The 20,801-nt window shown below is 70.5% G+C and carries 20 protein-coding genes; 9 read left to right on the top strand and 11 right to left on the bottom strand.

The window, feature by feature from the left end; all coding sequences use genetic code 11:
• Nucleotides 1-6: 6 nt before the first annotated feature.
• The 4 genes from efeB to JHN45_RS27960 all read left to right on the top strand — a co-directional run bounded on the left by efeB (nucleotide 7) and on the right by JHN45_RS27960 (nucleotide 5,008).
• Nucleotides 7-1,305, top strand: a complete 1,299-nt coding sequence (gene efeB / locus JHN45_RS27975) for an iron uptake transporter deferrochelatase/peroxidase subunit (RefSeq protein WP_201051156.1) — start codon at nucleotides 7-9, stop codon at nucleotides 1,303-1,305.
• 108 nt (nucleotides 1,306-1,413) lie between these two features.
• Nucleotides 1,414-2,346, top strand: coding sequence for a prephenate dehydratase (pheA, locus tag JHN45_RS27970; protein ID WP_200709321.1), 933 nt, complete (start codon nucleotides 1,414-1,416; stop codon nucleotides 2,344-2,346).
• A 584-nt stretch (nucleotides 2,347-2,930) separates the two neighbouring features.
• Complete coding sequence (serS, locus tag JHN45_RS27965; RefSeq protein ID WP_200709320.1) at nucleotides 2,931-4,208, top strand: serine--tRNA ligase; 1,278 nt, start codon at nucleotides 2,931-2,933, stop codon at nucleotides 4,206-4,208.
• Nucleotides 4,205-5,008, top strand: a complete 804-nt coding sequence (locus JHN45_RS27960) for an HAD family hydrolase (protein ID WP_201051154.1) — start codon at nucleotides 4,205-4,207, stop codon at nucleotides 5,006-5,008. The genes serS and JHN45_RS27960 overlap by 4 nt, the downstream gene beginning before the upstream one ends.
• Before the next feature lie 324 nt (nucleotides 5,009-5,332).
• On the opposite strand, the gene JHN45_RS27955 is transcribed toward JHN45_RS27960, so the two are convergent.
• The 5 genes from JHN45_RS27955 to JHN45_RS27935 all read right to left on the bottom strand — a co-directional run bounded on the left by JHN45_RS27955 (nucleotide 5,333) and on the right by JHN45_RS27935 (nucleotide 9,170).
• Nucleotides 5,333-5,572: a hypothetical protein gene (locus JHN45_RS27955; RefSeq protein ID WP_019073427.1), complete on the bottom strand. Its 240-nt coding sequence runs from the start codon at nucleotides 5,570-5,572 to the stop codon at nucleotides 5,333-5,335.
• Between the two features lie 80 nt (nucleotides 5,573-5,652).
• Entirely contained in the window at nucleotides 5,653-6,372 is a 720-nt protein-coding gene (locus JHN45_RS27950) for an ABC transporter permease subunit (protein WP_200709318.1), read from the bottom strand.
• An 11-nt stretch (nucleotides 6,373-6,383) separates the two neighbouring features.
• The gene (locus JHN45_RS27945; RefSeq protein ID WP_201051152.1) at nucleotides 6,384-7,295 is read right to left on the bottom strand and encodes an ABC transporter ATP-binding protein; all 912 of its coding nucleotides are present in this window, start codon (nucleotides 7,293-7,295) and stop codon (nucleotides 6,384-6,386) included.
• Nucleotides 7,292-8,200, bottom strand: a complete 909-nt coding sequence (locus JHN45_RS27940) for an ABC transporter permease subunit (RefSeq protein WP_200709317.1) — start codon at nucleotides 8,198-8,200, stop codon at nucleotides 7,292-7,294. Before JHN45_RS27940 ends, JHN45_RS27945 begins: the two co-directional genes overlap by 4 nt.
• Nucleotides 8,190-9,170 carry an ABC transporter ATP-binding protein gene (locus JHN45_RS27935; protein WP_026179266.1) on the bottom strand — a complete coding sequence of 327 codons (981 nt, stop codon included), beginning with the start codon at nucleotides 9,168-9,170 and terminating at the stop codon, nucleotides 8,190-8,192. The genes JHN45_RS27940 and JHN45_RS27935 overlap by 11 nt, the downstream gene beginning before the upstream one ends.
• A gap of 247 nt (nucleotides 9,171-9,417) precedes the next feature.
• Here JHN45_RS27935 and JHN45_RS27930 point away from each other — a divergent pair, with 247 nt between their 5' ends.
• From JHN45_RS27930 to JHN45_RS27910, 5 genes are all read left to right on the top strand, one after another.
• Nucleotides 9,418-10,260, top strand: a complete 843-nt coding sequence (locus JHN45_RS27930) for a M24 family metallopeptidase (protein WP_200709316.1) — start codon at nucleotides 9,418-9,420, stop codon at nucleotides 10,258-10,260.
• Nucleotides 10,257-12,011, top strand: a complete 1,755-nt coding sequence (locus JHN45_RS27925; RefSeq protein ID WP_201051150.1) for an SDR family oxidoreductase — start codon at nucleotides 10,257-10,259, stop codon at nucleotides 12,009-12,011. The genes JHN45_RS27930 and JHN45_RS27925 overlap by 4 nt, the downstream gene beginning before the upstream one ends.
• Entirely contained in the window at nucleotides 12,008-12,925 is a 918-nt protein-coding gene (locus JHN45_RS27920) for a metal-dependent hydrolase (protein ID WP_201051147.1), read from the top strand. Before JHN45_RS27925 ends, JHN45_RS27920 begins: the two co-directional genes overlap by 4 nt.
• Nucleotides 12,922-13,869, top strand: a complete 948-nt coding sequence (locus JHN45_RS27915; RefSeq protein WP_201051145.1) for a MerR family transcriptional regulator — start codon at nucleotides 12,922-12,924, stop codon at nucleotides 13,867-13,869. Before JHN45_RS27920 ends, JHN45_RS27915 begins: the two co-directional genes overlap by 4 nt.
• 123 nt (nucleotides 13,870-13,992) lie before the next feature.
• A complete protein-coding gene (locus tag JHN45_RS27910) occupies nucleotides 13,993-14,541 on the top strand; it encodes an RNA 2'-phosphotransferase (RefSeq protein WP_201051143.1) in 549 nt (182 codons plus the stop codon).
• Between the two features lie 99 nt (nucleotides 14,542-14,640).
• On the opposite strand, the gene JHN45_RS27905 is transcribed toward JHN45_RS27910, so the two are convergent.
• The 6 genes from JHN45_RS27905 to JHN45_RS27880 are packed head-to-tail and all read right to left on the bottom strand — an operon-like array spanning nucleotide 14,641 to nucleotide 20,732.
• Nucleotides 14,641-15,543 (bottom strand): LLM class flavin-dependent oxidoreductase, encoded by a 903-nt coding sequence (locus JHN45_RS27905; RefSeq protein ID WP_201051141.1) that lies wholly within the window; start codon nucleotides 15,541-15,543, stop codon nucleotides 14,641-14,643.
• 48 nt (nucleotides 15,544-15,591) lie between these two features.
• Nucleotides 15,592-16,104, bottom strand: a complete 513-nt coding sequence (locus tag JHN45_RS27900; RefSeq protein WP_201051140.1) for a hypothetical protein — start codon at nucleotides 16,102-16,104, stop codon at nucleotides 15,592-15,594.
• Nucleotides 16,105-16,115: 11 nt separating this feature from the next.
• Entirely contained in the window at nucleotides 16,116-17,180 is a 1,065-nt protein-coding gene (locus tag JHN45_RS27895) for a hypothetical protein (protein ID WP_200709309.1), read from the bottom strand.
• Entirely contained in the window at nucleotides 17,177-18,394 is a 1,218-nt protein-coding gene (locus JHN45_RS27890) for an FtsX-like permease family protein (protein WP_201051138.1), read from the bottom strand. The genes JHN45_RS27895 and JHN45_RS27890 overlap by 4 nt, the downstream gene beginning before the upstream one ends.
• Nucleotides 18,391-19,116, bottom strand: a complete 726-nt coding sequence (locus tag JHN45_RS27885; protein WP_201051136.1) for an ABC transporter ATP-binding protein — start codon at nucleotides 19,114-19,116, stop codon at nucleotides 18,391-18,393. The genes JHN45_RS27890 and JHN45_RS27885 overlap by 4 nt, the downstream gene beginning before the upstream one ends.
• Before the next feature lie 23 nt (nucleotides 19,117-19,139).
• On the bottom strand, nucleotides 19,140-20,732 hold the full coding sequence (locus JHN45_RS27880; RefSeq protein ID WP_201051134.1) for a hypothetical protein: 1,593 nt from the start codon (nucleotides 20,730-20,732) through the stop codon (nucleotides 19,140-19,142).
• Between the last annotated feature and the right edge of the window lie 69 nt (nucleotides 20,733-20,801).

Here is a 20,801-nt window from a genome sequence, read left to right as displayed (position 1 = left end):
CACGCCATGCCAGACCAGTCCATTCCCGAGGCCCGCACCGTAAAGGCACCTCCCGGGGAGACCGTTTCCGAAAACGCCTCCCCCGGGGAGGGTGTTTCCCGCCGACGGCTCCTCGGTACGGCCGGTGCCACCGGGCTTGTGCTCGGTGCGGCGGGCGGGGCCGTGGGGTACGCGGCTGCCCCCGCCGGGGCCACTCCGCTGACCTCACTTGGCGCGGACAGGGCAATGTTTCACGGGAAACATCAGCCCGGCATCACCGAGGGCCTCCAGGCGCGCGGCCACCTCGTCGCCTTTGACCTGGCGGCGGGCGCGGGCCGCAAGGAGGCGGCGGCCCTGCTGCGCCGCTGGTCGACGACCGCGCAGCGGCTGATGGCGGGTGAGGCGGCGGCGCAGGACGACACGGATGTCGCCCGGGACGCGGGGCCCTCGTCGCTGACGATCACCTTCGGCTTCGGCAACAGCTTCTTCTCCCGTACGGACCTGGAGAAGCAACGCCCCGCCTCCCTCGACCCGCTCCCCGACTTCTCCTCCGACCAGCTCGACAAGTCCCGCAGCAACGGCGACCTGTGGGTGCAGATCGGCGCCGACGACGCCCTGGTGGCCTTTCACGCCCTGCGCACGATCCAGAAGGACGCGGGCAGCGCGGCCAAGGTGCGCTGGCAGATGAACGGCTTCAACCGGTCGCCGGGCGCCACGGCCCACAAGATGACGGCCCGCAATCTGATGGGCCAGCTCGACGGCACTCGCAACCCCAAGCCGACCGAGTCCGACTTCGACAAGCGGATCTTCGTGCCGGCGTCCGGTTCGGCCGACCCGGCGTGGATGGCGAACGGCTCCTACGCCGTCGTACGCAGGATCCGCATGCTCCTCGACGACTGGGAGAAGCTCTCGACCGGCGCCCAGGAGAACGTCGTCGGGCGCCGCAAGTCCAACGGGGCGCCCCTTTCCGGGGGCGGTGAGACGACCGCGATGGACCTGGAGAAGACCGACGCGAAGGGCGCCCTGGTCGTCCCCATCAACGCGCACGCCCGGATCGCCCGCCCCGACCAGAACGGCGGCGCGGCGATGCTCCGGCGCCCCTTCTCGTACCACGACGGCATCGCCGCCGACGGCACCCCGGACGCCGGGCTCCTCTTCGTCTGCTGGCAGGCCGACCCGCTGCGCGGCTTCGTCACCGTGCAGCGCAAACTCGACCGCGGCGACGCCCTGTCGACGTACATCCGCCACGAGGCTAGCGGCCTGTTCGCGGTGCCGGGCGGGGCGGCGGAGGGCGAGTACGTGGGGCAGCGGTTGCTGGAGGGGTGAGCCGGTCGCCCCGTCAGGGCAGCGGCCGTGAGTGGAGCCCGTCGCCCTGACGGGTGGCCGGACCAGGAACAGTACGTCCGGTTTCGCAAGGCCCATTAGGGTGAGGTCATGCCAGCCAGCTACGCGTATCTCGGCCCTGAGGGCACCTTCACCGAAGTCGCCCTGCGCACACTTCCGGAGGCGGCCACCCGGGAGCTGATCCCGTATGTGTCGGTGCAGTCCGCGCTCGACGCGGTGCGCGCCGGTGAGGCCGAGGCCGCGTTCGTGCCGATCGAGAACTCCGTCGAGGGCGGTATCACCACCACCCTGGACGAGCTGGTCGCGGGCGCGCCGCTGATGATCTACCGCGAGGTGCTGCTGTCGATCACCTTCGCGCTGCTGGTCAGGCCCGGCACGAAGATCTCCGACATCAAGACGGTCTCCGCGCACCCGGCCGCCCAGCCGCAGGTCCGCAACTGGATGAAGGCGAACCTCCCGGACGCCCTGTGGGAGTCGGCCGCCTCGAACGCCGACGCCGCCCGGCTGGTCCAGGAGGGCCGCTACGACGCCGCGTTCGCCGGTGAGTTCGCCGCCGCCCGGTACGGCCTGGAGGCCCTGGAGACGGAGATCCACGACGCGGAGAACGCGCAGACCCGGTTCGTGCTGGTGGGCAGGCCCGCCCGGCCGGCCGCGCCGACGGGCGCGGACAAGACGTCCGTCGTCATCTGGCAGCGCGACGACCACCCCGGCGGTCTGCGCGATCTGCTCGGCGAGTTCGCCACCCGGGGCATCAACCTCATGCTGCTGCAGTCCCGCCCGACCGGTGCCGGCATCGGCAACTACTGCTTCTGCGTCGACGCCGAGGGACACATCTCCGACCGTCGCGTCGCCGAGGCCTTGATGGGGCTCAAGCGCATCTCTCTGCAGGTGCGTTTCCTCGGTTCGTACCCGCGCGCGGACGTCGGCGTGGACGGGGTGCGACCGCTGTTCCCTGGGACCTCGGACGAGGACTTCCTGTCGGCGGCGGACTGGGTCGCGCACTGCCAGGACGGCCGTTTCTGACCGGTGGTGCGTCGGCAGTGCACCGATGGTGGCCCGGAAGAGGCCCGGTAGTACCTGCGTATCTTCGTTATCCACAGAAGTTATCCACAGGCCCACTTCTCGACCTGGGGACAAGTCGACACCGACACACGATGCAGTCGACAAATCGCCCTACGGGCTCCTGGTCCGTGCACCGGCGCGTAGGTCACTCTTCGTCCACCCGTTTCCTTCGGGCAATCCTATGGAGCGACGCAATTCCACCCGAAAGTGGGTGTGAGGGACGTTTGGGTCGGGAATTCCTTGATCCCGGGACCCCTTTAGGAATGATCACTTCCGGCATCCACAGATCTTCCACACAGCCTGTGGATAACTCTTCCGGGATGTGGATTCCTGTGGACAACCGCGACCTCAAGTCCCGTTTCCCACAAGGGATTCGAGTCAACAGGCCGCCTCGCGCCTGCCCCGTTCCAGGGAGTGGAACGCTCTTTTATTGACTCGCGTCCACCAGTATTGACACTCTCCGCAATTACCCCATAACTGGATGTAAGCCGCAGTTCGGAATACCAAGTCGTGAGCCGGAACCCCGCACCGGTAGCCTGGTCCGCGTGATTGACCTTCGCCTGCTCCGTGAGGACCCCGACCGTGTGCGCGCGTCCCAGCGCGCCCGTGGAGAGGACGTCGCGCTCGTCGACGCTCTCCTGTCCGCCGACGAGCGACGCAGGTCGTCCGGCGTCCGCTTCGACGAGCTGCGTTCCGAGCAGAAGAGCATCGGCAAGCTCATCTCCAAGGCCTCCGGCGACGAGAAGGCCGAGCTGCTCAAGAAGACGGGACAGCTCGCCGCCGACGTCAAGGCGGCCGACGCCGAGCAGCACGAGGCGGACGAGGAGACCAAGCGCCTCGCGCTCCAGCTCGGCAACCTCGTGCACCCGGACGTGCCCGTGGGCGGCGAGGAGGACTTCGTCGTCCTGGAGACGCACGGCACGATCCGCGACTTCGCCGCCGAGGGCTTCGAGCCCAAGGACCACCTGGAGCTCGGCGAGGCGCTCGGCGCCATCGACGTCGAACGCGGCGCCAAGGTCTCCGGCTCGCGCTTCTACTACCTCACCGGCGTCGGCGCCCTCCTGGAGCTGGCGCTCGTCAACGCGGCGATCGCGCAGGCCACGGAGGCCGGCTTCGTCCCGATGCTGACCCCGGCGCTGGTCCGCCCGCGCGCCATGGAGGGCACCGGCTTCCTCGGCCAGGCCGCGGAGAACGTGTACCACCTGGAGAAGGACGACTACTACCTGGTCGGCACCTCCGAGGTCCCCCTCGCCGCGTACCACATGGACGAGATCCTCGACGCCGACAAGCTGCCGCTGCGCTACGCGGGCTTCTCCCCGTGCTTCCGCCGCGAGGCCGGCACCTATGGCAAGGACACGCGGGGCATCTTCCGCGTGCACCAGTTCGACAAGGTCGAGATGTTCTCGTACGTCCTCCCCGAGGACGCGGAGAACGAGCACCAGCGGCTCCTGGATTGGGAGAAGCAGTGGCTCGACGGCCTCGAACTGCCCTACCAGGTCATCGACGTGGCCTCGGGCGACCTCGGCGCCTCCGCCTCCCGCAAGTTCGACTGCGAGGCGTGGATCCCGACCCAGGGCAAGTACCGCGAGCTGACCTCGGCCTCCAACTGCGACAGCTTCCAGGCCCGCCGGCTCTCCGTCCGTCTGCGCGACGGCAAGAAGGTGCAGCCGCTGGCCACGCTCAACGGCACGCTGTGCGCCGTACCGCGCACGATCGTGGCAATCCTGGAGAACCACCAGCTGCCCGACGGTTCGGTGCGGGTGCCCGAGGTGCTGCGCCCGTACCTGGGCGGCCGTGAGGTTCTGACGCCGGTCGCCAAGTGAGCACCGGCTTCCCGTACAAGCTGATCGCGACCGACCTCGACGGAACGCTTCTGCGCTCCGACGAGTCGGTCTCGCCGCGCACCCGTGCCGCCCTCGCGGCGGCCACGGAGGCCGGTGCCGCGCACATCGTGGTGACCGGCCGCGCGGCCCCCTGGACCCGGCACATCCTCGACGACCTCGGCTACGAGGGACTCGCGGTCTGCGCGCAGGGCGCCCAGGTCTACGACGCCGGCGAGCACCGCCTGCTGACCTCGGTCACCCTGGACCGGCAACTGGCCGCTGTGGCACTCGCCAAGATCGAGGCGGAGGTCGGCCCGCTGTTCCTGGCGGCGAGCCAGGGCGGCCTGGACGGCGAGGTGCTGGTCGGTCCCGGGTACCGGGTCACGGGGGCGCTTCCCGCGACCCCGTTCACGGACCTGTCCGAGCTGTGGGCCGCCCCCCTGAACAAGATCTACATCCAGCACCCGACCCTCACCGACGACCAGCTCGCCGAGGCGGCCAGCGAGGCCGCGGGCGGCTTCGTCACGGTCGCTATGGCGGGCGAGGGCATCGTCGAACTGCTGCCCCTGGGCCTGTCCAAGGCCACGGGCCTCTCCATCGCGGCCCGCCGCCTCGGTCTGAAGGCCGCCGACACGATCGCCTTCGGCGACATGCCCAACGACATAGCGATGTTCGGGTGGGCAGGCCACAGCGTGGCGATGGCCAACGCGCACGAGGAGCTCAAGGCGGTGGCGGACGAGGTGACGTCTTCCAATGAGGAGGACGGGATCGCGGTCGTGCTGGAGCGGTTGCTCGCGTAGGTGTGGGCAACCGCCCCAGCCCGTCGTGCCCCCTGCGATAGGGGCGAAAGGGAGGGCGGCCCACGCGATAATGAGTCGCGTGCTCGAAGCGGCCGCCCCGGGCAGCTCCCCGTGGTGGGCGACTCGACGGAGGGGTAACTACTCCGGAGACCGCCGCGGGCTGCCCTGAAGGGAGTTGGACGTACTGTCTGGCATCGACATCGTCCAGCTCCTCTCCCAGTCGGTGGCGCCGGCTGATCCGGCGTCGACAGAACAACTGTGCCTGTACGCCGAGTTGGACGCCACCGAATAAAAGGGCAGCCGGGTGAGGGCTGGGGGCCTGTCCTAACCCCGGCGCCACCTGCGCCGACGTGCCTTGCTGAAGAACCAGCCCGCGGGCGGCTCGTCGGAGCGCCAGGGCTGCGGCTCGGGCGACTCGTTGCGCCAGCGCGCCGCGAGCATCCGGGCTCGCGCGGACGGCTCGGCCGTCTCGGCGGACCGTATGAAGTCGTCGTCCAGGACCAACTTGTCCCAGCCGTCCCCTGATTCGGCCTGTCCGCCGCCGTACGGTGCCTGTCCCGCCATCCCCGTTCCTCCTAGCCGTGCGTCCCCGTTTGCCCAGTGTGCCCGGACAGAGATGAAGCCCCCGTCAAGATCAGGACCTGTCATTCCTCGCCGGCGAGGGTCAGCGAGCGCAGCTTCTGTCCGGCGTACCAGGTCGCTCCCACGGTGACCGCGACCAGGAAGATCGTCGCCGTGGTCAGCCCGACGTCGGAGGTCACCAGCTCGCCGCCGGACACCTTGTGGGCGACGGCCAGGGACCACTGCTGGACGCTGAGCGTGCGGGCGCCGGCGACCAGGGAGCCGAACAGGGCCTCCCAGACGAGGGCGTAGACGAGCCCGAAGACCACCGCGTGCCGCGAGACCGTGCCGAGCAGCAGGAAGAGTGCCGCGTAGGCGATGGAGGCGACCAGGGCGGCCACCGTGTAGGCGACGGCGATCTGCTGGCCGTTGCCGTTCAGGATGAGCCCGGAGATCAGCATGGGCACGGCCGAGAACACCATGGTGACGCCGACCGCGACGATCAGCTTGGTGAAGATGATCGTGGGCCGCTTCAGCGGCTTGGACAGCAGATACACCACGGAGCCGTCGTCGATCTCCGGTCCGATCGCGCCCGTGCCCGCGATGACGCCGATGATCGGCACCATCGTGGCGAGGCCGAGGCCACCCAGGACATCGACGGCGGTCTGGTCGTCGGCGCCGGCGAGGGCGCGCACCACCACGGAGATCACGATCAGCAGCAGGGGCAGGGCGCCCAGGATGAGGGCCCGGCGCTTGCCGAGCAGGGCCCGGTAGGTGAGTCGGGCGACTGTGGGGTCGTACATCTCTTGGCCTCCTACGCCGCGACGAGATACGAGAAGACGGATTCGAGCGACTCGTCCGACGGCGAGACCGTGAGCAGCCGGATGCCGTGGTCCCTGGCCACCTTGGGCAGCAGGGCGGTGAACCGGCCGAAGTCGACGGCCTGGATGCGCAGCGCGCCCTCGGCCAGGTCGACCTCGATGCCCGAGGTCGAGGGGTCCGCGATCAGCGCGGCGGCGAGGGCGCGGTCGTCGCTGGAGCGGACCAGGTAGCGGTGCGGGCGGTCGGTCATCAGGCGGCGGATCTTGCGGAAGTCGCCGCTGGCCGCGTGCCGTCCGGCGACGACGACCTCGATGTGCCAGGCGAGCTGTTCGACCTCTTCGAGGATGTGGGACGAGAACAGCACCGTGCGGCCCTCGTCGCCCATCCGCCGCAGCAGGTCCATGAGTTGCATACGCTGGCGCGGGTCCATGCCGTTGAACGGCTCGTCGAGCAGGAGCAGCGAGGGGTCGTGGACCAGGGCGGAGGCCATCTTCACGCGCTGGCGCATGCCCTTGGAGTACGTGGAGATCTTGCGGTCCTGCGCGTACTCCATCTCGACCGTGGCCAGCGCCTTCTGGGCCGCCTTGGCGCCGAGGCCGTGCAACTCGGCGTTGGCCACGACGAATTCGCGTCCCGTGAGGAAGTCGTACATCGCCTCGCGCTCGGGGACGATCCCGATGTGCTTGTAGATCTGTTCGTTGCGCCAAACCTGCTGGCCGTCGAGGGTGACGGTGCCGGTGGAGGGGGCGAGGAAGCCGCCCATCATGTTGATGAGGGTGGACTTTCCGGCGCCGTTGGGGCCGAGGAGTCCGGTGACGCCGGGGCCGACGTTCATGGTGATGTCGTTGACGGCGACCACGTTGCCGAACCAGCGGGAGACGTGGTCGATGGAGAGCGTGGTCACAGGCCCACCTTCCGGTAGCGGCGGATCAGGAGGCCGTAGGTCGCGGCGATGAGGCCCAGGACGGCGAGGACGTAGACGACGCCTTGCGCGTGGGAGGGGCCGATGCCTCCGGGTGCCGCCGATGTCGCGCCCAGGAAGGCCGATTGGAGGCCGTCGATGAGGGTGACGGGCGAGAAGAGGCCGATCCACGGGATGGCGTTCGTGGCGTTCTGCGCGTCGGCGATCGCCTGGAGGGTGGAGACGGCGCCGTAGGAGATGGTCAGTACGGCGATGACGGCGGCGATGCCGAAGCCTCGGCGCGGGGTGACCGCGGCGATGACCAGGCCGATGCCGGCGAAGAGCAGGGAGAGGAGGGTCACGGAGACGAGGCCCTGGGCGAAGCCCTTGGTCTGGTCGGCGAAGTCGAGCTTCGCGAGCAACGCTCCTACGTAGAGCACGATCAGCGGGGCGGCGGTCAGGATGAACATGGCCGAGGCCAGGGCCGCGAACTTGGCCCGCACGTAGTCGGCGGTCTCGATCGGCCGCGAGAAGTACAGCGGCACGGTCTTGAAGCGCAGGTCGCGCGAGACCGACTGGGGCGCCTGGGAGGCGACGTAGAGGCTGATGACGGCCTGCATGATGATCGCGTAGCGGGTGTAGTCGACGGGCAGGTCCTTGGCCTTCGTGGCGACCGCGACGGCCACCATGATGGCCGCGGGCACGCACATGACCACGAACAGCAGCATGGGCAGCACCTTGGACTTCACCGAGCGGCCGAGGCCGTAGGCGCCGCGCAGGGACTGCGAGTAGAGGGAGCGCCGGGCGTAGGCGCGGCCCAGGCGGGGGCCGTCGTAGTTGCGGTAGCCGATGTTGTGGATACGGGTCTGGTCGCCCGGCTGGGGGACCAGGGGCTGGTCAATTGCCATGGCCTACGGCCTCCTTCCGCTCTGCGTCGCTGTCGGTGCCGGTCTCGGTGTCGGTGAAGACCTCGGAGATGTGGTGCCTGCGCTGCTCCATGCGCACCAGGCCGAGGCCGAGGTCCGCGATCACGTCCCGGACCACGTCGTACGTCTCCTCGCCCGAGGCCGTCAGGAGCAGGACGTGGCCCGCGCCCGGCAGGCCGCTGCCGTCGTGGGTGTCCACCCCGCGCGCGTGGAGCGCCTCGCGCACCGCGCGGGTGCCGTCCGGGTGCTCGTCGGTGTCGGTGACCTCGATCGCCAGGGTGGTCGTGGTCTGGGTGAAGTCCGTGGTGGAGCTGGAGCGCAGGAGCTTGCCGCCGTCGACCACGATCACGTGGTCGCAGGTGCGCTCCAGCTCGCCCAGCAGGTGCGAGGTCACCAGGACCGAGATGCCGAAGTCCGTGTAGATACGGCGGATGAGGCCGAGCATCTCGTCACGGCCGACCGGGTCCAGGCCGTTGGTCGGCTCGTCCAGGAAGACCAGCTGCGGGTCGTGGACGAGGGCCTGCGCCAGTTTGACGCGCTGCTTCATGCCCGTCGAGTAGCCGCCGATGGGGCGGTAGCGCTCCTCGTACAGGCCGACGTGGCGCAGCGTGTCCGCGGTGCGCTCGCGCGCCGCGGTGGGCGGCAGTCCGGACATGCGCGCCATGTGGACGACGAACTCGGTGGCCGAGACGTCGGGCGGCAGACAGTCGTGCTCCGGCATGTACCCGACGCGCTCGCGGATGTCGGCACCCTTGGTGGCGACATCGAGGCCGAGCACTTCGGCTCGGCCCTCGGAGGCGGGGGACAGACCCAGCAGGATCTTGATCAAGGTCGACTTGCCGGCTCCGTTGGCACCGACGAGCCCCGTCACACCGGGGCCGACGTCCACGGAGAGCCGGTCAAGCGCGGTCACCCGGGGGAACCGCTTGCTCAGGCTTTCGGTCGCGATCACAGTCACGTCTACGAAGGTAGTGACGCGGACCACTCCGGTCGTCACCCCGCAGAGCTGTCCTCACGTCAGACTCCAGGCGTACGGGTCCGTAGGGGATGCCCCTACTTGAGAGCTACGCGACCGGCCTCGGGCGGTTATCCACAGGCAGAGATCAAGCCTATTGACGCAGCCTCTAACAACTGTCACATTCACCAGTGTCAAGTTACGAGCACGTACCGCAGTCGGTGTGGACAGGTGGGGCGGTGGCATGACTACGGCGGTGACACGCGAACTCTCCGCGGAACTGCGGGGGTTCAGGGAGGTCCAGCGGCTGGCGTACGAGTGCGCCGAGGCCGTCGCGGCCCGTCTGGAACCCGGGGTGACCGAGCGCGACGCGGCGCGCATGCAGCGGTCGTGGCTGCGCGCGAAGGGTGTGAGCGACTGGTTCCATCTGCCCTTCGCCTGGTTCGGCGACCGCACGGCGTTCACGAACTTCCGGGTGCCGCTGCAGTTCTTCCCCACGAACCGCCGGCTGGAGCCCGGGATGCCGTTCATCCTGGACATGGCCCCCGTGTACAAGGGATTCACGGCCGACATCGGATATTCGGGCTCCCTGGGGGCGAACCCGGTGCAGGACCGGCTGATGGCCGACCTGGAGGCGCATCGCGAGCTGCTGCTGCGCGAGGTGCGCGAGCGGCGCCCGCTGCGCGAGATCTACGAGGACGTGGACCGCCTCATGGTCCGCCAGGGCTACGCCAACCGGCACCGCGCGTACCCCTTCGGCGTGATCGCGCACAAGGTCGACCGGGTCGCCGAACGCCCTTGGTCCCCGCGGCTGTTCGGGTTCGGCACCCAGGCCCTGAAGGGCCTCGCGAGCGACGCGCTGCACGGCCACCGCGACGGCTGGTCCCCGCTCTGGTCGCCGTACCGCTTCTCCGACCACCCCCCGCACCCCGGCCTGTGGGCGGTCGAACCGCATCTCGGATTCCGGGGCACGGGCGCCAAGTTCGAGGAGATCCTCGTCGTCACCGACTCCGGGGACCCCGAACAGAGCGCCTTCTGGCTGGACGACGATCTGCCGCACGTGCGGCGCTGGGCGGAGGACAAGTGACGCTTGAGGGTGCGCGCGAGCGCCGGGTGCGGACCGGCGGAGTCGAGCTGTGCGTGGCCGAGCTGGGGGACGAGTCGAACCCCACAGTGGTCCTGGTGCACGGCTATCCCGACAGCAAGGAGGTGTGGTCCGAGGTGGCCGGCCGCCTCGCCGACCGCTTCCATGTGGTGCTCTACGACGTCCGGGGGCACGGCCGGTCCACGGCCCCGCAGCCGCTGCGGGGCGGGTTCACCCTGGAGAAGCTGACGGACGACTTCCTGGCGGTCGCGGACGCGGTCAGCCCGGACCGGCCGGTGCACCTGGTGGGCCACGACTGGGGCTCGGTGCAGTCCTGGGAGTTCGTCACCGTCGAGCGCACCAAGGGCCGTATCGCCTCCTTCACGTCGATGTCCGGGCCGTCCCTGGACCACTTCGGGCACTGGATCAACAAGCGCCTGACCCGGCCCACCCCGCGCCGCGTCGGCCAAGTCCTGGGCCAGGGTGCCAAGTCCTGGTACGTGTACCTGCTGCACACGCCCGTGCTGCCCGAACTCGCCTGGCGCGGCCCCCTGGGCAAGCGCTGGCCGAGGATCCTGGAGCGGGTCGAGAAGGTCCCGCGCGGTGACTACCCGACCTCGTCGCTGCCCCAGGACGCGGCCCACGGCGCCTGGCTGTACCGGGACAACGTCCGGGCGCGGCTGCGCAGGCCACGCCCCGACGCTTATGCGCACGCGCGCGTGCAGCTCATCACGCCCCTGGGGGACGCGTTTCTGTCCGAGCGGCTCTACGACGGGCTGGAGGAGTGGGCGCCTGAGCTGGTGCGGCGGACACTGCCGGCCAAGCACTGGATCCCGCGCACGCGCCCCGATCAACTGGCTTCCTGGATCACGGAGTTCGTGACGGCCGACGAAGGGGGACCCGTGTCGTCCACGGGGACCGGCACGTACGCCCAGCGGTTCGGCGGGCAGCTCGTGCTGGTCACGGGGGCGGGCAGCGGGATCGGGCGGGCCACGGCGTTCGCGTTCGCCGAGGCGGGCGCGCGCGTGGTGGCCGTCGACCGGGACGCGGAAAGTGCCGCCCGCACCGCCGAGTTGGCCCGGCTCATCGGCGCACCCGAGGCCTGGGCCGAGACGGTCGACGTCTCCGACGGGCCGGCCATGGAGAAGCTCGCCGCGAAGGTCGCCGGGGAGTACGGCGTGGTGGACGTCCTCGTGAACAACGCCGGAATCGGACTCTCCGGTTCCTTCTTCGACACCACCCCGGAAGACTGGAAGAAGGTCCTCGACGTCAACCTGTGGGGCGTCATCCACGGCTGCCGGCTCTTCGGGAAGCAGATGGCCGAGCGCGGCCAGGGCGGCCACATCGTCAACACCGCGTCGGCGGCGGCGTTCCAGCCCTCCAGGACACTGCCCGCCTACAGCACCTCCAAGGCGGCCGTCCTGATGCTCAGCGAGTGCCTGCGCGCCGAGCTGTCCGGGCAGGGGATCGGTGTCTCGGCGATCTGCCCCGGCCTGGTCAACACCAACATCACCTCGACCGCGCACTTCGCCGGGGTCGACGCCGACGAGGAGAAACGGCGCCAGAAGCGGTCGGCACGCCTGTACGGGATGCGGAACTACCCGCCGGAGAAGGTCGCCGACGCGATCCTGCGGGCGGTCGTCCGCGACCAGGCCGTCGTACCGGTCACCCCGGAGGCGCGCGGCGCCCATCTGATGTCCCGGTTCGCCCCGCGCGCGCTGCGGGCGGTGGCCCGCATGGAGCCGCCGCTGTGACCTCCGCGAACGAGCACCACGAGAATGAACAGCACGCGCGTGAACACCACGCGATCGCGCCCCGCCGGGTCTCCTTCGACTGGTCGCGCACGCCCCTGCACTGGATCCCGGACGAACCGACCGCCACGCATGTCGTCAACGTGCTGCATCTGCTGCTGCCGGCGGGGGAGCGGTGGTTCGTGAAAGTCCTCAAGGAGGGCCTGCCGCTGGTCAGGGACCCTCAACTCCGCGCGGACGTCAAGGGGTTCATGGGTCAGGAGGCCACCCACAGCGTCCAGCACGCGCACGTGCTGGACCATCTCGCCGCCCAGCGGCTCGACACCGCCGACTTCACCCGGTACGTCGACTTCCTCTTCGAACGGCTGCTGGGCGAATGCCCGCCGCTCGGCGCGCCGTTGCCCGAGCGCGAGTGGCTGCGCTTCCGGCTCTCGGTCGTCGCGGCGATCGAGCAGTTCACGGCGGTGCTGGGCGACTGGATCCTGGCCGCGGAGGCCCTCGACCGGGCGGGCGCCGACGAGATCATGCTCGACCTGCTGCGCTGGCACGGCGCCGAGGAGGTCGAACACCGCGCGGTGGCCTTCGACATGTTCCAGCACTGCGGGGGCCGCGGTCTCCCCCGGTACGCCCGCCGTATCGCCGGCATGACGGTCACCGCGCCCGTGATGCTCTACCTGTGGGCCTGGGGCACGGCCTACCTGATCCGCCACGACCCGCAACTCGCCGGGCGCGTCCGCTACTCGCTCGCCGAGCACAACAGGGCCGTACGGAAAGGCCTGTTGCCCACCTGGCGGTCGCTCGGCGCGGCCGTCCCCCGCTATCTGCGGCGCTCCTACCATCCGTCGCGGGAGGGATCGCTGAACCGGGCGGTGGAGTACCTGAGACGGTCACCGGCGGCGCGGGCGGGTGCCGCGTGAGTGCCGGCTCCGGTGGGGTCGCCTACCGGATCGAGGATCTCGCCCAGCTCAGCGGGGCTACGGTCCGGACGATCCGCGCCTACCAGGACCGCGGTCTGCTCCCCCGCCCCGAGCGGCGCGGGCGGGCCAACGTGTACGCCGACGTCCATCTCGCCCGGCTCCGCCAGATCGCGGACCTGCTCGACCGCGGCTACACCCTGGCCTCCATCAAGGAGTTGCTGGCGGCCTGGGACGCGGGCCGGGGCCTGGGCGGGGTGCTCGGGCTGGTCGCCGAGGTGGACGGGCCGTGGACCGACGAGGAGGCGGGCCGGATCTCGCGCGCCGAACTGGAACGGCGCTTCGGCGGCAATCCCGACGACGCGGCCGTCGCCGAGGCCGTCGAGCTCGGCGTACTGGAGCCGGTGCCCGAGGACCCCGACTCCTTCCTCGTGCCGAGCCCCCAAGAGCTCGCGGTGGCCGTCGAGTTGCACGCCTCGGGGGTTCCGCTGTCCGCGATCTCGTCCCATCTGCGGGAGTTGAGGGTGCAGGTCGAGCACATCGCCTCCCGTTTCCTGGAGTTCACCACCGAGCACGTCTTCGCCCGCTACCTCGAAGGACCGCACCGTCCGACCGACGCGGACGCGGCCGAGGCGGCCTCCCTCGTACGACGGCTGCGGCCGCTCGCGCAGCAGACAGTGGACGCGGAACTCGCCCGCGCGATGCGGCTGTTCGCCAACCGTTCACTGCGGCAGCACCTGGGAGCGGTCGAGCCTTCGGCACCGGCGTTCTCGTCACGTTCCGTGGCCGTCCCCGAGGAGACGATGCGGGCCGTAGAGGGGCTGGTTGGGGCGGCGAGGGCGGCGGAGTTCGTAGCGCTCGCGGCCGAACGGGAGCTGCGGGCAAGGGCGTTGGATGCGCTCATGCCAAATGGGTGTCCCCCAGCTGATCTTGACGAACAGGGCTGACATGACAGGGAGTTGTCCACAGAAACGCCAAGTCCCCCTGTGGATAACTACAGTTGGTTGTGGACCAAACATCGGCTCCAAAATAAAATGCGTGATCCACGTCTCTCCCGCCATGCTGAACGGATGGATGAAAGACGCACCGTGAAGGTGTCGAAGTACCTCTCGAAGCACCTGCGCCACCAGCCCGAGCGGATCGGGCTCACCCTCGACGAGGCCGGCTGGGTCGAGATCGACACGCTGATCGCCGCCTGTGCAGCGCACGGGTTCCGCTTCAGCCGTCAGGACCTCGACCACGTGGTGGCCACCAACGACAAGCAACGCTTCGCGATCGAGGGCACCCGTATCCGTGCCAGCCAGGGCCACAGCATCGAGGTCGACCTCGGACTGCCCCCGGCCACCCCGCCGTCGTACCTCTTCCACGGCACGGTGGCGCGCAACCTGGACGCGATCCGGGCCGAAGGGCTCCGGCCCATGAACCGCCACGCCGTGCACCTCTCCGCCGACCGGGAGACCGCGACCCGGGTGGGCGCCCGTCGCGGCCGACCCGTCGTGCTCTCCGTCGACGCGGGCGCGATGCACGGCGACGGCCATGTGTTCCGGTTCAGCGAGAACGGGGTGTGGCTCACCGAGGCGGTACCCACGCGCTATCTGCGGTTCCCCGAGTCCCATTGATCCCGCGCGGCCCGAGATGTGCCGCCGGGTACGGCCCCGGCCGCATGAGGTGACTGTTTCACGTGAAACATGGACGGGCGGTTGCGGTGGGCACCGCCGTCACGTCAGCTGGGCCGCCGCTTCCATGGCGATCTGCTCGAAGGCCTTCTCGTCCGCGGCGAAGTCGGAGTCGGGGATGGGCCAGTGGATCACGATGTCGGTGAAGCCCAGTTCCTGGTGCCGGCCCGCGAAGTCGACGAAGGCGCCGAGGGACTCCAGCGGACGTCCGCGGTCCGGGGTGAAACCGGTGAGCAGGATCTTGTCGAGTCCGGCCGCGTCCCGGCCGACCGCCGCGCAGGCGTCGGCCAGCTTCTCGACCTGCCCGTGAAGGGCACGCACCGACTGCTCGGGGGTGCCGCTCTCGAACAGCTTCGGATCTCCGGTGGTCACCCACGCCTGCCCGTACCGGGCGGTGAGCTTCAGACCACGGGGCCCGGTGGCGGCCACCGCGAAGGGCAGCCGGGGCCGCTGCACACACCCCGGAATGTTCCGGGCCTCGTGCGCCGAGTAGAAGTCGCCCTCGTACGACACCGAGTCCTCGGTGAGCAGCCGGTCCAGCAGCGGCACGAACTCCCCGAACCGGTCGGCACGCTCCCGCGGGGTCCACGGATCCTGTCCGAGCGCGGTGGCGTCGAAGCCGGTGCCGCCCGCGCCGATACCGAGGGTGATCCGGCCGCCGGAGATGTCGTCGAGCGAGATCAGCTCCTTGGCCAGCGTCACGGGATGCCGGAAGTTGGGCGATGTGACGAGGGTGCCCAGACGCATCCGCTCCGTGACGCCCGCCGCCGCCGTCAGCGTCGGGATCGCGCCGAACCAGGGGCCGTCCCGGAACGTACGCCAGGACAGGTGGTCGTAGGTGTACGCGGTGTGGAACCCGAGTTCCTCCGCGCGCTGCCATGCGGCACGGCCACCCTCGTGCCAGCGGCGGTGCGGAAGGATCACGGTACTCAGGCGCAGACTCATGTCTCCGAGCCTACGGCGACGCCCGACGAGTCCCGGACCCGCCCACGCTCAGCGTGCGGCCTGCTCCCGGCCCGGCGACCTCGGCCGCCGGCGCGAGCTGGCGCCGCTGTACGCGTGCGGCGAGGGATGCGAAACGGCGGGCATGGTCGGCGTCGGCACACCACAGGAGCTGGGCGAGGACGAAGCGGTCGCGTCGCTCGGGGAGCAGGACCAGATCGGGCCACAGCTCGCCGGGGCCGCCGCGCGGCGGGCGATCTCGTGGCGCAGTTCCCCGCGCCACCCCGCGAGCGGGACGAACTCGGGGGTGGTCGTCATGCGCTCGTACCACTCCGTCGTGTCCTCGACGTGGGCGCGGCGGAACTCCTCGTCGTACTCGCCGCTGAGCAGCCGGCGCAGCGCGTCGTGCGCGAGCCGGGCGTTGTCGAAGACCGCGACCAGACCACGTCGAGAACGTCGGAACGCTAGACGACGAGTTCCCCGGCGGCGGTCCTGCGCTCGCTGCCGGTCGCGACGAGGATTTATTGCCGACGGGGTGCCGGTAGTGGTGGAAATCCCGGGCAATCCCGGTCGGCTCAGAAGCTCGTCAGCGTTCCCGGCAGGTCGAACGTCCGGGACGTCCCCTTGTCCAGGTCGACCACGGCCGCCGTGTTGTCCGAGACCATCACCCAGCCGTCCCGCGTGTGCCGCAGCAGGGACGAGCTGTCCATGCCCTCGACCGTCGCCCGCCGCAGTTCCCGCCCGGTCCTCCGGTCCAGCTCGACGAGATCGCTGTCCTGCCCGGTGCTCACCGCGACCACGACGGTGTCCTTCGACGCCTCCACGGCATCGACCCTTCCGCCGGCCGCGCTCAGCACGGTTGCCCCTTCCGCGTTCGTCAGGGTCACTCTCAGCGCGGTTCCCCGGCTGATCCGGGCAGGGGCACCGGCCAGGACGGGGGTGCCCGCCGGACATGCCAGTTGCTGCACCCGCACACCGCCGGCCTCCCCGACCTGTCTGGTCCTGCCGGTGGTGAGGTCGAGGACACTCGCCTTCACATCGGACCCCTGCCCGGTGGCGAGGCACACCGTGTCGCTGGACGGATCGGACGCCGCCAGCGTGACCGGCCCCGGAACCCGCACGTCCCGCACCTTCTTCCACGTCTTCGCGTCGCGTATCAGCACACCGGTGGTTCCGCCGTCCGCCGCAGGGGCCTCCCGATCGCCTCCGGAGGAGTCGTGAACGGCCGCCACCAGGCTCCGACCCGGCACGAGTTCACGCAGCCGCTCCGTGTCGTCCTTCTCGTCCAGGGCGTGCCGGGCAGTGTCCAGCGTGAAGGACCGGTCCGGGCGCTCCCCCTTGCGGGGCGTCGACAGCCACCACGTCCCGTCGGCCAACCGCACGAGCTGAGGGGCCAGCACGTCGTCGTCGCCGACCTTCTTCGGCACCACGGCCAGCGCCTGCGCGTGGTGGGCCCCGGGATTGATGCCGACCACCACGGTGTACCCGGACACACTCGCGGTCACAAAGGTCTGCGAACCCTTCCAGTCCGTTCCCAACTCCACGTCGTCGGCACCGGAACAGCCGCAACAGGAGGCCAGCAGGGCAGCGGACACCGCGAGCGCGGCGTACGACGTCTTGTGCCGCGGCACAGGAATCACCAGTCCTTCATGGCTTCGGTGGGGGACATGCGCGCGGCACGACGTGCCGGGAGCACGGCGCCGGCGGCCACGACGACGACGGTCGCGACCGACAGGGAGACCATCGTCGGCAGGCTTGGAAGCGGCACCGTGTCGTGTACGTACGGGGCGATGTCGCCGATACGCCGGAGGCCTGCGGCCGCCGCGCCGGCCACGCCCACCGCGAGCACGACTCCGGCCGCTGCCGCGACCGCACCGGCGATCGCCATCTCCGCCACGAGCATCCCCGTCACCGAACGGCCGCGGAAACCGACCGCCTTGAGGATGCCCACTTCCTGGGCCCGCTGCCGCCCCAGCGCACCCGTCACCGTGACCGCCCCGGCGAAGGCGAGCACGCCCAGGACGCCGAGCAGCACGTTCCCGGTCAGGGCGACGAGCTGCAGTACTCCGGGAAGAGCCTCGAGCTGCTGCTGCAGGGCGACGGCCGGGTAGTTCATCTTCTGCACGGTCTTGAGCACGCCCGGTACATGGGCGGCGCTGTCGGCCACCACCGTCAGCTGGTCCCAGCCCGATGTGCGCAGGTAGTCGTCGGTGGTCTTGCCCGCCGCGGCCGCCGCCCACTTCACCACGGTCGCGTCGTCCACGTACGCGGTGTCCGGTCCGTCGAACTGCCAGCCTGGGTCGTACAGGCCCACCACCTTGACCCGGTCGCTCACCGTGTCCCCCACGCCGGGCCGCACATAGTGGTGCGCGTCCACCGTCACCGTCCTGCCCACCATCGAGGACAGGTCCACGCCGTGCGTGGCGGCGGGAAAGACCACCTCGCCGCGGTGCAGCGGGAACAGCTGCTTACGGACCGACTTGACCACGGGGGGTGCGAGCGCCTTGCGGTAGGTCGTCGCGTACAGCAGGTCGGCCCCCTCGGGGTTGTCCCGTACCGGCATGGACACCTGGAGCCGGTGCTGGACCGACACCACGTGGGCGATCTTCGCCAGGCGCTGCTCCGTCGCGTCCGTCAACTGGGCGGTGTCGGGACGCCCTTCGGGGGAGTCCACCGTGACCGACCGGTTCGCCGTCGACTCCCCGACCTGGCTGGTCGTCGTGCCCTGCGCGTTCGAGGCGATCCCGATGGCGCTCAGGCACACCGCGCCGGCGACCGCGACCATCGCCACCAGCCCCAGCAGCCGCCTGCGCAGTGTGCGCACGTTCCACCACGCCACCTGTAAGAGGTTCACAGCTCGCCCTCCCGCGCGCTCCGGGTGGTCGCCCAGGAGCGGCCGTTCGTCTCGTCCGGTGCCGGCAGGGCGGCGCTCCGGTCCAGTCGGTGGACGACGTCGGCCGCGTCCGCGACGGTTTGTTCGTGGGTGACGACCAGCACCCCCCGCCCGTCGTCCGCCAACTCCCGGAACAGGCCCAGCAGCACGGCCTCGCTCCCGGTGTCCAGGTTTCCGGTGGGTTCGTCGGCCAGCAGCAGAGGCGGATCGTTCACCAGCGCCCGGGCGAGTGCCACGCGCTGCTGTTCGCCCCCGGACAGCTCGCCGGGCCGGTGCTCGCACCGGTCTCCCAGCCCCACCCGCTCCAGCAGACCGCGGGCCCTGGCCTCCGCCTCCCGGCGCCTGCCGGTGAACGGGAGCAGGACGTTCCGCAGGGCGCTGTGCTGCGGCAGCAGGTTGTAGGACTGGAAGACGAACCCCAGCCGCCGGCGCCGCAGGTCCGCGAGCGCGTTGTCCGACAGGCCGTGGGTGTCGTGGCCCTCCAGCTCCACCCGGCCGGTGTCGGGTTTCGTCAGCAGCCCGAGGATGTGCAGGAGGGTGGATTTGCCCGATCCCGAGTGTCCGACGAGCGCGGTGACGCATCCCGGCGCGACCGCGAGATCGACGTCCTGGAGGACATCGACCCGCCGGCCGCGCAAGGTATAGGACTTGCCCACCCCACTCGCTGTCAGCAGTGTGTTCACGGAGGTTGTGCTCACTCTCTGTCTCAGGGGCCCTGCGAAGGCAGGGTTCCCAGCTTCCGGTCGAGTGCCTTGTCCAGCTCCCAGACCGCCCATGTCGTCTTGAGGTCGCAGCCCGGCTCGTCATCGGGTCGGTACAGGCCGGGAAGCCCCGGACAGCCCCGGTGCGCCCGGAACTCGGCGGCGAGGTCTCCGACCATGGAGGCGTCGGCACGGCCGCCGAGCAGTAGGTAGGCGCGGACGATCAGCGCACGGTCGTAGACGCTCGCGCGGGGACCCGGGTCGGCCGCCCACCGTTCGAGGGCGTGCGCGGTCAGCCATCCGGGTGTCCGGTCCTCCTGGCCCATCTGGTGGAGGCCGACGACCAGGGTGGCGGCGGACTGCGCGCCCTCCAGGTCGTCGACGCTCCAGCGCCGGACGGAGGGGACCGGTGTCGGTACGCCGGATTCCGCGCAGTCCCAGGCCGCGCGCTGCCAGGCCACCACGTCGTCCGCGGTGACCGTGGTCGGCACCGTCGACGGGTCCCGGCAGAGCGCGGCCTCCTGACGGGAGAACGGCTCGCCGCCCGCGCTGTGCCTGAGCGAGGCCAGGTTCAGCCGCGCGGCTCCGTCGCGGGGCGCGTCCTGGGCGTCGGCCTGTTCGTCGACGGCGGCCAGGAGACGGCTGTCCCGTACGGTCCATCCGGCCACGCTCCGCAGGCGCTGCACGAACAGCGACGCGTCGGGCGTGCCCAGGTAGGAGGAGGGGTCGCGCACGGTTCCGTCTGCCATGCGCTCCCGCTCCAGCCGGCGGGTGACGGCCGAGAACTCCGCCGTGGGGCTGCCGGTGGCGCGCAGGATGTGCACCAGGTTGTAGAGCTGGTCGTAGTCGAGGCTTGCGGTGTCGTGGGACAGCACCTGTCGCCAGGTCCTGCGGTCCACCTGCGGCTTTTTGCCGGCCGACTCCTGGAGCAGTACGTAGTTGTACGTGTCCTCCAGCAGGTCGGCGCGTTCGTCGCCGGGCCGCTCGGTGAACCGGCTCGTGTCGGGGGCCGCCACCGAGGTCAGGGTGGCGGGGACGGGCCTGCCGAGCAGGTGCAGGCAGCGGGCCAGGACGGCGGCCTCGTCCAGTTTCGGCCCGCCGTCCGCCAGCCGGTCCAGCCAGTCGACGGTGGCCGTCCTGTGCGCGGCGGGCAGTTCCACGAGAGTTCCGGTGGCCGCCTCCACCTCCAGCGCCGCCCAGGTGGCACCGAGGCGCCCCTGGTCGTTCTTCGCTCCGAGCGCGGGATCCTCGTACCAGCCCTTGCCGGTGCGCAGTTTCTCCACATCCTGTGTGTCGCGGCGCCCCAGTACCGCCGCCGCCCCGGCCCCGCGCAGCGGGACGAGCCAGTACCTGCCCCACAGCGCGGACGTCTTGAGCGCGTCGGAGCGCAGCGCCGCGGCTGTGGTGGCTGTCACGGCGACCTTCGGCTTCGCGCCGGTCTCCGTCAGGATGCGCAGCGCGTAGGACTGGGCTTCGGGGCTGCCTCGCTCCTCCCTCAAGAAGGGGTGGTAGTAGAGGCCGTTGGCCTGGCTGACCAGGCTCTGTAAGTAGGCGGGTTCGGTGCTTTCGGGGCGGCTTCCCTGCGCGGTGCAGGACACGGCCGTCGTGCAGACGCAGACCGCAACGGCAGTCCACGCGGCTTTCCTCGTGACTTTCCTGGCGTGAAA

Source organism: Streptomyces sp. MBT53 (assembly GCF_016654115.1).
Classification (GTDB): Bacteria; Actinomycetota; Actinomycetes; order Streptomycetales; family Streptomycetaceae; genus Streptomyces.
Note: the sequence above shows the minus strand (reverse complement) of the source record. Positions and strands in the feature narration are given on the sequence as shown.

What these genes read in the sequence shown, in the direction of transcription:
- JHN45_RS27940 (WP_200709317.1), bottom strand. Translation starts at nt 8,200, where the DNA reads ATGGCAATTGACCAGCCCCTGGTCCCCCAGCCGGGCGACCAGACCCGT.
- JHN45_RS27910 (WP_201051143.1), top strand. Translation starts at nt 13,993, where the DNA reads ATGGATGAAAGACGCACCGTGAAGGTGTCGAAGTACCTCTCGAAGCAC.
- pheA (WP_200709321.1), top strand. Translation starts at nt 1,414, where the DNA reads ATGCCAGCCAGCTACGCGTATCTCGGCCCTGAGGGCACCTTCACCGAA.
- efeB (WP_201051156.1), top strand. Translation starts at nt 7, where the DNA reads ATGCCAGACCAGTCCATTCCCGAGGCCCGCACCGTAAAGGCACCTCCC.
- JHN45_RS27950 (WP_200709318.1), bottom strand. Translation starts at nt 6,372, where the DNA reads ATGTACGACCCCACAGTCGCCCGACTCACCTACCGGGCCCTGCTCGGC.
- JHN45_RS27955 (WP_019073427.1), bottom strand. Translation starts at nt 5,572, where the DNA reads ATGGCGGGACAGGCACCGTACGGCGGCGGACAGGCCGAATCAGGGGAC.
- JHN45_RS27930 (WP_200709316.1), top strand. Translation starts at nt 9,418, where the DNA reads ATGACTACGGCGGTGACACGCGAACTCTCCGCGGAACTGCGGGGGTTC.
- JHN45_RS27905 (WP_201051141.1), bottom strand. Translation starts at nt 15,543, where the DNA reads ATGAGTCTGCGCCTGAGTACCGTGATCCTTCCGCACCGCCGCTGGCAC.